The sequence below is a fragment of the Acidovorax sp. GW460-11-11-14-LB4 genome, assembly GCF_059423685.1.
In genome coordinates this window covers 52995-64219 of sequence record NZ_JBWKYJ010000019.1, presented here as the reverse complement: position 1 = coordinate 64219, position 11225 = coordinate 52995, and the positions used below count along the sequence as shown (strand labels likewise).

At 62.5% G+C, this 11225-nt stretch carries 13 protein-coding genes; 9 read left to right on the top strand and 4 right to left on the bottom strand.

Going from position 1 to position 11225, the window contains the following annotated elements:
• Positions 1 to 345 precede the first annotated feature (345 nt).
• From rpsF to dnaB, 5 genes are all read left to right on the top strand, one after another.
• Positions 346 to 723: a 30S ribosomal protein S6 gene (gene rpsF / locus AC07X4_RS09870; RefSeq protein ID WP_015013245.1), complete on the top strand. Its 378-nt coding sequence runs from the start codon at positions 346 to 348 to the stop codon at positions 721 to 723.
• Positions 724 to 741: 18 nt separating this feature from the next.
• Positions 742 to 1032: a primosomal replication protein N gene (priB, locus tag AC07X4_RS09865; protein WP_494739963.1), complete on the top strand. Its 291-nt coding sequence runs from the start codon at positions 742 to 744 to the stop codon at positions 1030 to 1032.
• 17 nt (positions 1033 to 1049) lie between these two features.
• Entirely contained in the window at positions 1050 to 1331 is a 282-nt protein-coding gene (rpsR, locus tag AC07X4_RS09860) for a 30S ribosomal protein S18 (RefSeq protein WP_005795932.1), read from the top strand.
• 12 nt (positions 1332 to 1343) lie between these two features.
• A complete protein-coding gene (gene rplI, locus AC07X4_RS09855) occupies positions 1344 to 1796 on the top strand; it encodes a 50S ribosomal protein L9 (protein WP_015013247.1) in 453 nt (150 codons plus the stop codon).
• Between the two features lie 168 nt (positions 1797 to 1964).
• Positions 1965 to 3377, top strand: a complete 1413-nt coding sequence (gene dnaB / locus AC07X4_RS09850; RefSeq protein WP_056061481.1) for a replicative DNA helicase — start codon at positions 1965 to 1967, stop codon at positions 3375 to 3377.
• Positions 3378 to 3506: 129 nt separating this feature from the next.
• Here dnaB and AC07X4_RS09845 read toward each other — a convergent pair whose 3' ends face one another.
• From AC07X4_RS09845 to AC07X4_RS09830, 4 genes are all read right to left on the bottom strand, one after another.
• On the bottom strand, positions 3507 to 3893 hold the full coding sequence (locus AC07X4_RS09845; protein ID WP_494739962.1) for a hypothetical protein: 387 nt from the start codon (positions 3891 to 3893) through the stop codon (positions 3507 to 3509).
• 1 nt (position 3894) lies between these two features.
• Positions 3895 to 5655, bottom strand: coding sequence for a PhoH family protein (locus AC07X4_RS09840; RefSeq protein ID WP_494739961.1), 1761 nt, complete (start codon positions 5653 to 5655; stop codon positions 3895 to 3897).
• 240 nt (positions 5656 to 5895) lie between these two features.
• Positions 5896 to 6381: a peroxiredoxin gene (locus AC07X4_RS09835; RefSeq protein WP_015013251.1), complete on the bottom strand. Its 486-nt coding sequence runs from the start codon at positions 6379 to 6381 to the stop codon at positions 5896 to 5898.
• Positions 6382 to 6605: 224 nt separating this feature from the next.
• Positions 6606 to 6977, bottom strand: coding sequence for an Mth938-like domain-containing protein (locus AC07X4_RS09830; RefSeq protein WP_056061493.1), 372 nt, complete (start codon positions 6975 to 6977; stop codon positions 6606 to 6608).
• Positions 6978 to 7126: 149 nt separating this feature from the next.
• Here AC07X4_RS09830 and AC07X4_RS09825 point away from each other — a divergent pair, with 149 nt between their 5' ends.
• The 4 genes from AC07X4_RS09825 to AC07X4_RS09810 all read left to right on the top strand — a co-directional run bounded on the left by AC07X4_RS09825 (position 7127) and on the right by AC07X4_RS09810 (position 11200).
• Positions 7127 to 8374 carry a pyridoxal phosphate-dependent aminotransferase gene (locus tag AC07X4_RS09825; RefSeq protein ID WP_192418704.1) on the top strand — a complete coding sequence of 416 codons (1248 nt, stop codon included), beginning with the start codon at positions 7127 to 7129 and terminating at the stop codon, positions 8372 to 8374.
• 37 nt (positions 8375 to 8411) lie between these two features.
• Positions 8412 to 9443: a DUF1176 domain-containing protein gene (locus AC07X4_RS09820; RefSeq protein ID WP_494739960.1), complete on the top strand. Its 1032-nt coding sequence runs from the start codon at positions 8412 to 8414 to the stop codon at positions 9441 to 9443.
• Between the two features lie 72 nt (positions 9444 to 9515).
• Positions 9516 to 10850, top strand: a complete 1335-nt coding sequence (locus AC07X4_RS09815) for a homoserine dehydrogenase (RefSeq protein WP_494739959.1) — start codon at positions 9516 to 9518, stop codon at positions 10848 to 10850.
• A gap of 35 nt (positions 10851 to 10885) precedes the next feature.
• Positions 10886 to 11200 (top strand): response regulator, encoded by a 315-nt coding sequence (locus AC07X4_RS09810; RefSeq protein ID WP_309825412.1) that lies wholly within the window; start codon positions 10886 to 10888, stop codon positions 11198 to 11200.
• Positions 11201 to 11225: the final 25 nt, after the last annotated feature.

The following is an 11225-nucleotide window of genomic DNA, read 5'->3' as shown; positions in this document are numbered from 1 at the left end:
CGCTTGGGGCGGGGTTGGTTTGGCTGTGGTCTGACATGTCAGGATTTGAAGAGGTAAAAAAGCAGTACGCGCGGCATCTGGGGGCTTGCCGGGAAATATCAAGGTCTGCGCCAGGGATTTGTCGTCATGACGGCCCCGGGTTGGCGCAAGTGGTTGTAGGGCATGTCGGCCCAACCGCCGTTTTTGCAAGGGCCGCACCTTCCATGGCTGGACAAATGGGGTGTGGACGATGCTGTAGCGGGTGTGCTGAGTGTACAAGCGCAAGCGGTCGGGTTATAATCGCAGGCTTTCCCTTGCCACACCACTTCTAGACGCGGTGGGTGGTCTCACCCAAAAGGAGTCTGCATGCGTCATTACGAAATCATTTTGTTGATCCATCCGGATCAAAGCGAACAAGTTCCAGCCATGCTGGAGCGCTACAAGGGCATGATCACCGCTGGCGGTGGCAAGGTGCACCGCGTGGAAGACTGGGGCCGTCGTCAACTGGCGTACCTGATCAACAAGCTGGCCAAGGCCCACTACCTGTGCGTGAACATCGAAGCCGACCAGGCTGTGATGGCTGAACTGGAGCACGCCTTCAAGTTCAACGACGCCGTGCTGCGCCACCTGACCGTGCAAAAGAAGAAGGCTGAAACCGGTCCTTCCTCCATGATGAAGACCGTCGAGCGCGAAGAAGCCCGCAAGGCCAGCCAAGCTGAATACGCGGCGGCCGGCGAGCGCTGATCCTCTTCTCTCTTTGGAGTGGAGAACCGCGTCGTCTTGACCGCCTATATCGCAGAGGCTGAGCCCCTGCGATACACGCCCGCCGGACTGCCTGCCCTCACGCTGCGCCTCGAACACGAGTCCCAGCAAACCGAAGCAGGCCACCCCCGCGAAGTCAAGGCCGCCATAAAAGCCACCGCATTTGGAGCGATGGCTGAGCGACTGGCAAGGCAGAACATCGGAAGTCTCTGGACTTTCTATGGATTTCTGGCCACACCGCGCAATGGCAAGACTGCAGTGCTGCACATCCAGGATATTCAACAAAATTAATTTTCAAGGGGTCCGCAATGGCCACGTTCAAGAAGTTCAACAAAGACAAGCGCCCAAAGCGCAACACCCAGTCCCTGCTGTTCAAGCGCAAGCGCTTTTGCCGCTTCACGGTGACCGGTGTTGAAGAAATCGACTACAAGGATGTCGATACGCTGCGCGATTTCATCGCCGAAAACGGCAAGATCATCCCCGCACGCCTGACCGGCACGCGCGCCATCTTCCAGCGTCAGCTGAACACTGCCATCAAGCGCGCACGCTTCCTGGCCCTGGTGCCTTACAGCGACCAGCACAAGATCTAAGGAGCACAACCCATGCAAATCATCCTGCTCGACAAGGTTGTGAACCTCGGCAACCTCGGTGAAATCGTCAAGGTCAAAGACGGCTACGCCCGCAACTTTCTGATTCCCGCTGGCCGCGCACGTCGCGCCACCGAAGCTGCCAAGGCAGAGTTCGAAGCCAAGCGCGCTGAACTCGAAAAGGCCGCTGCTGCCAAGCTGGCAGAAGCCCAGGCCCAAGGTGAAAAGCTGGCCGGTACCACTGTCAAGCTGACACAAAAGGCTGGCGTGGATGGCCGTCTGTTTGGTTCCGTGACCAATCATGACATCGCCGAAGAGCTGAACAAGCAAGGCTACAAGGTTGCCAAGTCGCAAATCCGCCTGCCCAACGGCCCGATCAAGGTCGTGAGCGACAGCGCTGTGAGCGTGGCTTTGCACACCGACGTGGTCGTGGAAGTCAACGTGTCGGTCTACGGCGAAACCGCCTGATCGTCCGTCAGGACCTCTCAAAAAAAGCCGCCCTTGGGCGGCTTTTGTCTTTGTGTGACCGTAGTTTGTACACGGTTGCCCACGGGTTACCCCCGCCTTATCCACAGACTTGTGCCATGACGACACGCCGCGTGGGCGATAGCATGCCGGGTTAGCTCCAAGGATTCCATGTCTGCCGTTTTCCCACCCCTTGATGATGGATTCACGCCCGTGCCGGACCGTGAAATTGCCCAGTTGCGTGTGCCGCCGCACTCCATCGAGGCGGAGTCCAGTGTGCTGGGTGGTCTGCTGCTGGACAATAACGCCTGGGACCGCGTGGGCGACCTGCTGGTAGAAAGCCATTTCTATCGCCACGAGCACCAAATGATCTACACAGCCATTGGCGCGCTGATCAATGCCAGCAAGCCAGCCGACGTGATCACGGTGTTCGAGCACCTCCAGAACCAGGGCAAGGCGCAGGAGATGGGCGGGCTGGCCTATCTGAACAATCTGGCGCAATACGTACCCAGTGCCAGCAATATTCGGCGCTATGCCGAAATCGTTCGCGAACGTGCCATCCTGCGCAAGCTGGTCACGGCCAGCGACGAAATTTCGACCAACGCGTTCAACCCCCAGGGCAAAACGGTGGAGCGCATCCTGGACGAAGCCGAGGCCAAGATCTTTGCCATTGGCGAAGAGGGTTCGCGCACCAAGCAGGGCTTCCAGTCGCTCGACACGCTGGTGATTGACTTGCTCGACCGCGTGCAGGAGATGGCGGACAACCCTGTGGACGTCACGGGCGTCCCCACCGGCTTTGCCGACCTGGACCGTATGACCAGTGGCTTGCAGGCGGGCGACATGGTGGTGCTGGCAGCCCGCCCGTCCATGGGCAAAACCTCGTTCGCGGTGAACATCGCTGAGCACGTGGCGCTCAACGAGGGCTTGCCGGTCGCCATCTTCTCGATGGAAATGGGCGCCGCTCAATTGGCGGTGCGTATCGTGGGCTCGATCGGCCGGGTGAACCAGGGCAACCTGCGCACCGGCAAACTCACCGACGATGAATGGCCGCGCCTGACCGAAGCCATCGAGAAGCTGCGCACGGTGTCGCTGCACATCGACGAAACCCCGGGCCTCACGCCCAGCGAGCTGCGTGCCAACGCGCGCCGTTTGGCGCGCCAGTGCGGCAAGCTGGGCCTGATCGTGGTGGACTACTTGCAGCTCATGAGCGGCTCGGGTTCGTCGGGATCGGACAACCGGGCGACGGAGCTGGGCGAAATTTCCCGCGGCCTCAAGATGCTGGCCAAGGAGCTGCAATGCCCGGTGATCGCGCTGTCTCAGCTCAACCGCTCGGTGGAGCAGCGTACCGACAAGCGCCCCATGATGTCCGATCTGCGCGAATCGGGCGCCATCGAGCAGGACGCGGACATCATCATGTTCATCTACCGCGACGACTACTACAACAAGGACTCCAAAGAGCCCAACGTGGCCGAGGTCATCATCGGCAAACAGCGGAACGGCCCCACCGGAACCGTGAAGCTGTTCTTCCAGAAGAACCAGACGCGCTTTGAGAACCTGGCGATGGGTTCAGGCGACGATTTCTAATAAAAATAGCTGCTAGCGCCGGTTTTATAAGCGCTAGCAGCTATTGAATTTATAGCGAACAAGTTCTGGTGCCATGGCGTACAGTGCCCGTGGTTCCAGGCTCCCGGCATGCGCGGTATCGCTATTGCACTATTGAGTTAGTACCCACACCAGCAAACCTGCGCATGCCACTGCCAGCATGCTCACCGCCACGGTGAGCCATTGCTGGCGTCGGCGCTGCACTTCCACCGCCTGCACCACCTGGGCGTGCTGTTCGGCCAGGGACTGGATCAGCATGGCGGACTCCTGCTGCTCCCGCTCCAATTGCGCCACGCGGTCACGCAGATGCTGAAGCTGCAAGGCCACCGGAATGGCGGGCTCGCCAACGTCACCATCGAGTGCACCCGTCGCCGCTTCGGCATTCCCTTTTTGGGTGGTGCCCAGCAGCTTCTTGGCCGCCTGCAGGATCTGGGGCGTCGCCTCGATGACGTCGCCCCAGGGCACCAGCTTCAGTGCTGCAACCCAGCCTGCCGCCAACTCAGAGCACCTCGCTGGCGAAGTCCGCCAGGCGTGAGCGTTCGCCCCGCGCCAGGGTGATGTGCCCGCTGTGTGGCCAGCCCTTGAAGCGGTCCACCGCATACGTCAGGCCGGAGGAGCCTTCGGTCAGGTACGGTGTATCGATCTGCGCCAGGTTGCCCATGCAGATGATCTTGGTGCCGGGGCCTGCGCGGGTGATCAGCGTCTTCATCTGCTTGGGCGTCAGGTTCTGCGCCTCGTCGATGATCACGTACTTGTTCAGGAAGGTGCGCCCGCGCATGAAGTTCATGCTCTTGATCTTGATGCGGCTGCGGATCAGCTCGTTGGTGGCCGCGCGGCCCCACTCGCCTGCGTTGCCGCCATCGCCCTTGGCCAAAAACTCCAGGTTGTCATCCAGTGCGCCCATCCAGGGGCCCATCTTCTCTTCTTCGGTGCCGGGCAGGAAGCCGATGTCCTCACCCACGCTCACGGTGGCGCGGGTCATGATGATCTCGGTGTAGCGGCGGTCGTCCAGCACCTGAGTGAGGCCTGCGGCCAGGGCCAGCAGGGTCTTGCCGGTGCCTGCAGTGCCGGTCAGGGTCACGAAGTCGATCTCGGGGTCCATGAGCAGATTCATGGCGTAGTTCTGCTCGCGGTTGCGCGTGGTCACGCCCCACACAGCATTCTTGGTGGAGCCATAGTCCTTGAGCGTCTGCAGCACCGCAGTCTTTTCACGGATCTCGCTCACGCGCGCAAACAGGCTGGGCTCGCCGGGGGCCTCGAAGTACACAAACTGGTTGATCATCAGCTGCGGCACGATGGGCCCGCCGATGCGGTAGTAGGTGTGGGCGCCGCTCTGCCAGCTTTCCACGTTCTTGCCGCTCTTGGCCCAGAAGTCGGGCGGCAGGGCCAGCACACCGGCGTACAGCAGATCGCCGTCTTCCAGTGTCTTGTCGTTCTGGTAGTCCTCGGCGTTCAGGCCCAGGGCGCGCGCCTTGACGCGCATGTTGATGTCCTTGGATACCAGCACCACCTCGCGCGGGGCGTGCAGCTTGCGCAGGGCTTCGACCACGCCCAGGATCTGGTTGTCGGCCTTGCCGGGGGGCAGGCTGGTGGGCAGGCTGTAATCCAGCGGTACGGTCTGGAAGAACAGGTGGCCGCCAGCGGCGCGCTGGCCGGTGGAGTCGAGCTTGAGGCCCTTGGCCATGTCGGCGCCCTGGGCGGCCGCCAGTGCATCCAGGGTGCGACTGGCTTGGCGGCCGTTGCGCGCGACTTCGGTCATGCCCTTCTTGTGGCCGTCCAATTCTTCCAGCACGATCATCGGCAGGAAGATGTCGTGCTCTTCAAAGCGGAACAGGCTGGTCGGGTCATGCAGGAGCACATTGGTGTCCAGCACGAAGAGCTTGGTCGGGCCATGCGATGCGGACTTGCGGCTGCGTGTGGTGGTTGCGGTGGCTGGCGCGGGGCTGGCGGTGACGGCAGGAGGAGTGGCGGTACCGCGCGCCTTGCGCGTGCCAGTGCTGCGAGCCACGGGAGCGGCAGAGGGGACGGCTGTCCGGGTTCGTGTCTCGATCTGTAGCAGTGGAGCGGTGTCAGGCGCTGCCAGCGACGAGGCCACACTGTCTGCCTTGCGTCCCGCGCGGGCTGGGGCTGCAGCGGCGCGCTGAGGCATGGCAACGGCTTCGTTGGCCGAGGTGGTGGCTACGCGGGGGCGGGCCGTGACTTCAAAGGCTTCTGGCGCGAGGAGTGCAGCGCGCCGGCTGGGGGCGGGGGGCAGGGGCATGGTGGCAGGGCCTCGGTCGGTAAAGGGGTAACGGATGGGGTCAGAAAGCAAAAAGCCGCCTGGAGGCCAAGGCGGCTTTTTGGATGGGTGCTAACGGTGCAAGAACCAGGGGCATTGATCCATTATGCCCACTCCATGTGTCTTGCCAGGGCAAAACGGGCGGTGTGTCGCGTGGATGCTCCAGTGCCCTTTGGTGGATTGCAACGGTCGCAGCAGCGCTGATGCGATCAGGTTGTCCGCTCAGGCGGCCTTTTTCAGGGCCTTGAGGGATTTGACGGTCTTGAGGACTTCGTCCACGTGGCCTGGTACCTTGAGGCCGCGCCACTCTTGCACCAGCAGGCCATCGGGGCCGATCAGGAAGGTGCTGCGCTCGATGCCCTTGACCTTCTTGCCGTACATGATCTTGTTCTTGACCACACCGAACATGTGGCACATCTTTTCTTCGGTGTCGGCAATCAGCTCGAACGGCAGTTCCAGCTTTTCCTTGAAGTCGTCGTGCGACTTCATGTTGTCGCGCGAGACACCGAACACGGCTGCGCCAGCTTTCACGAAATCCTTGTACTTGTCGCGAAACTGCATGGCCTCCGTGGTGCAGCCCGGCGTGTTGTCCTTGGGATAGAAGTAGAGAACCAGAATTTGGCCAAGGTGGGAGGTGTTGGAGACCTTGATACCACCGGTTGCGTTGGCTTCAAATTCAGGGAGGGGTTTGTTGACAACGATCGCCATATCACTTCAATCTCTCAGGATGTAGTCGTTGGTAAGCCGGGGGAGTGGGTGTGTTATTGCTCTTGGTGGTGCCCCCGACCGCAACCGGTGATTTTACCCTGAAATCGGTTCCCGGCCAAATGTAAGACAGTGTGTCCTGCGTGGGGTGGCGGGCACTTTGGCACGGCCGTGCATAAGTGGCATTCCCGGTGCGCCCGACTTTGAGGCAGGCCGTGAGCGCGCGTTCAGACTTCCAGAATCAGGGCTGCGACCACGTTGCGTCCTTCGCTCGCCAGGATGTTGTAGGTGCGGCATGCTGCCTGGGTGTCCATGGTCTCCAGCCCGAGCCGCCGCGCTATCAGGGGAGCCAACCATGCGGGCGGGGGAAAACGATTGCGCAGCCCGCTGCCAAAAATGACCAGTTCGGTTTCCAGTCCGGCCAACTGGGCGAAATGCTCCGGGGTCAGGTCCTCAAAGCGGGAGCAGGGCCAGGGCTGGCGCAGGCCTGCCGACCCGATGATGACGCTGTGGGTGATCTTGTCGGCGTCGATGCCGATCCAGCCGGGGCCGTAGCCGCTGATGGTCTGAGCGTTGGAGCGGTCGGGCTGGAATTTCATGGCAGGAAGTGGTGGGCCTCAGGTGCTGCGGGGTGTGGCAGCGGCGCCCGGCGCCAGGGGATGGCAACGGTTCTGTGGTCAAATTATAGGTTTCGCCTGAGGGCGCCGGCTCCGGCGGCCTCCTGACCCCACCGCACTACTGTCAGCGCATGAAAACCGTCCAAAAATCCGCCAAGCTCGCCAATGTTTGCTACGACATCCGGGGCCCGATCATGGACGCGGCCAAGCAGATGGAGGAGGATGGGCACAAGATCATCAAGCTCAACATCGGCAATCTGGCGGTGTTTGGCTTTGATGCCCCCGAAGAAATCCAGCAGGACATGATCCGCAACCTGCCCAACTCGGCGGGCTACTCGGACAGCAAAGGCATCTTCGCCGCCCGCAAGGCCGTGATGCACGAGACCCAGAAGCAGGGCATCAAGGGCGTGGCGCTGGATGACATCTACCTGGGCAACGGCGCCAGCGAACTGATCGTAATGGCCACCAACGCGTTGCTGGACACGGGCGATGAGTTGTTGCTGCCATCGCCGGATTACCCGCTGTGGACTGCTGCGGCCAGCCTGTCGGGCGGCACGCCGGTGCACTACCTGTGCGATGAGGCCAATGGCTGGATGCCCGACCTGGAGGACATCCGCGCCAAGATCACGCCGCGTACCAAAGGCATCGTGGTCATCAACCCCAACAACCCCACGGGTGCGCTGTACTCGGTCGAGTTGCTCAAGGGCATCGTGGCCATCGCCCGCGAACACGGCCTGGTGATCTTTGCGGACGAGGTGTACGACAAGGTGTTGTACGACGGCGCCAAGCACACGGCCATCGGCTCGCTGAGCGAGGATGTGCTTACGCTCACCTTCAACTCGCTGTCCAAAAGCTACCGGTCTTGCGGTTACCGTGCTGGCTGGCTGGTGGTCTCGGGCGACAAGAAGCCCGCTAAGGACTACATCGAGGGCCTGAACATGCTCTCGAACATGCGACTTTGTGCCAACGTTCCTGGCCAATGGGCCGTGCAGACGGCGCTGGGTGGTTACCAGAGCATCAACGAACTGGTCTGTGAGGGCGGCCGCCTGCGCAAGCAGCGTGATCTGGCGTATGAACTGATCACGGCCATCCCGGGCGTGACCTGTGTGAAACCTCAGGCCGCGCTGTACATGTTTCCGCGCCTCGACCCGGCGGTGTATCCCATCGAGGACGACCAGCAGTTCTTCCTGGAGTTGCTGCAGGAGACGAAGGTCATGCTGGTGCAGGGCACGGGTTTCAACTGGCCTGCTCCGGACCATTTCCGCATCGTGTTCCTGCCCCATGAAGACGACCTGCGCGATGCCATTGGCCGCGTGGCGCGCTTCCTGGAGCAATACCGAAAGCGCAAGCAGACCACTGTGGCAGCCGTCGCGGCCTGATCCGTCGCGTTGCCCAGAAGACAAGGCGATACGCTCCATGCACAGACCCCCCGTTCTTGACCTGGCCCGGCATGTCGCCGCCTGTGGGCTGGTGGCGGCGGGCTTGCACGGCGCTGCTGTGCAGGCTGCCGACAAGGGCAAAGAGCCCGTGAGCTTCCAGCACAAGGACTGGGCCTTGCAGTGCGACAACACCCGCACTTGCAGGGCCGTGGGTTACCAGTCGGAGAGTGGCGAGTCGGAGCCGGTCTCCATGCGCCTGACCCGCGAGGCAGGACCTGACACGCCGGTGCTGGTGGACCTGCAGGTGTCCACCGAGAAAGCCACTCCAGCGTCGCTGCACCTCAAGGTGGGCACACTGTCTTTGCCAGGGCTCAAGGGCGACACCCCCAGCGTGCCGGCAGCGCAGGTGCCCCGCCTGCTGCAGGAGCTGCTCAAGAACGAAGAGGCCACGGTGGCCGCTGGCAAGGACCGTTGGGTGCTGTCACTGGCGGGTGTCACCGCGGTTCTGCTCAAGATGGACGAGGCCCAGGGCCGGGTGGGCACACCGGGCGCCTTGGTGCGCAAGGGCACGAAGCCAGAGGCTTCTGTGCTGCCGTCTTTGCCTGCTCCGGTCATCAAGGCTGTGACCCCGATGCCTGCGCGCAAGGGGGATGCCGCACTTGCCAAGCCGCTGGTGGCTGCGCTGGGCCGCGCCAGTACCGAAGGCCAGTGCAACGGCGACGATGCGTTCAACCCCGCCAATGTGCAGGTCTACCGGCTCACGGAGCGCAAGGTGCTGCTGTCCGTGCCCTGTGGCATGGGCGCTTACAACTTCAGCAGCTTGCTGTGGGTGGCCAACGACCGCCCGCCCTACAAGCCAGAGCCCTTGCAGGACGTGGACGGCGATTTCGATCCGGCCTCGGGCACGGTGCATTCGGCAATGAAGGGCCGGGGCATTGGCGACTGCTGGTGGGTGCGTGAGTGGCAGTTCGACGGCCAGGGTTTTGTGCTGCGCGGCGAGTCTGGCGACGGCATGTGCCGTGGCTTTGCGGGCGGCGCCTGGCAGTTGCCGACCTATGTCACGCGTTGAGGGATCTGCTGCTCGACACCGCGCCCTCTACATCCCTCCCGAATCATTGTTTTTCTTTCCCTTCCCATTGCTATGAAACCCATCCAAGTAGGCCTTCTGGGCATCGGCACCGTCGGCAGCGGCGTGTTCAACGTGTTGCAGCGCAACCAGGACGAGATCAGCCGCCGTGCTGGCCGTGGCATCGAGATCACCATGGTGGCGGACCTGGACGTAGCGCGCGCCAAGGCTGTGGTGGGTGACGGCATCCAGGTCGTCAACGACGCCCGTGCCATCATCGCCAACCCCGACATCGACATCGTGATCGAGTTGATCGGCGGCTACGGCATCGCACGCGCACTGGTGCTCGAAGCCATTGCCGCAGGCAAGCATGTCGTCACCGCCAACAAGGCGCTGCTGGCCGTGTATGGCACCGAGATTTTTGCGGCCGCATCGGCCAAGGGCGTGATGGTGGCCTTTGAGGCCGCCGTGGCAGGTGGCATCCCCATCATCAAGGCGCTGCGCGAAGGCCTCACGGCCAACCGCATCCAGTGGATCGCCGGCATCATCAACGGCACCACCAACTTCATCCTGTCCGAGATGCGCAGCAAGGGCCTGGACTTCGACGTCGTGCTCAAAGAAGCGCAACGCCTGGGTTACGCCGAAGCCGACCCGACCTTCGACATTGAAGGCGTGGATGCCGCGCACAAGGCGACGTTGATGAGCGCCATCGCTTTCGGCATCCCGGTGCAGTTCGACAAGGCCTATGTGGAAGGCATCACCAAGCTCTCCTCCGCCGACATCAAATACGCAGAACAACTGGGCTACCGCATCAAGCTGCTGGGCATCACCAAGCGCGCCGAAAAGGGCATCGAGCTGCGCGTGCACCCGAGCCTCGTACCCTCCAAGCGCCTGATTGCCAACGTCGAAGGCGCGATGAACGCCGTGGTGGTGCAGGGCGATGCCGTGGGCACCACGCTGTACTACGGCAAGGGCGCAGGCAGTGAGCCCACCGCCAGTGCAGTGATCGCCGACCTGGTAGACATCGCACGCTTGCACACGGCCGACCCTGAACACCGCGTGCCGCACCTGGCCTTCCAGGCCAACACGCTGCAGGGCGCCATGGACCAGCTGCCCGTGCTGCCGATGAGCGAAGTGGTCACCAGCTACTACCTGCGCCTGCGCGTGGCCGATCAGGCCGGCGTGCTGGCCAAGGTCACAGGCCTGCTGGCCGAGGCCGGCGTGAGCATCGATGCCGTGCTGCAGCGCGAAGCCGATGAGGTGGGTGGCGAAGGATCGACTCAGACCGACCTGATCATCCTGACCCATGACACCCGCGAAGGCACGATGGATGCCGTCATTGCACAAATGCAGGCCCTGCCTACCGTGCTGGCGCCCATCACGCGCATCCGCAAGGAAGAGCTCAACTGATGATGGACCACGCCGCGCCATGATGCTGCCCCGCCGTGCCCACGCTGGTTGCCGCCCTCACGCTGTCGGCGCTGCTCAAGATGGCGCATGTCGATCTGCCGCGCTGGCATCTGGCGTTCTGGTTTGGCCTGCTGGTCGCACTGGCCCTGTTCGGGTCCATGCCGCGCACGCAGGCCGTCCTCAACGGGGCGGGCAGCTTTCTGGCCGCGTGGCTGTACTTTGTGCTTCTGGAGCGCACCGACAACCGCCAGGACCGGGCACTGCACTGGCTCATCCTGATCGGCGGGTTCTTCCTGCTGATCGCCTCGCGTCTCTACATTGACATCCGTGTGTACGGCATAAGCTTTTAGCCAGTTCACCCCATTCACCGATACC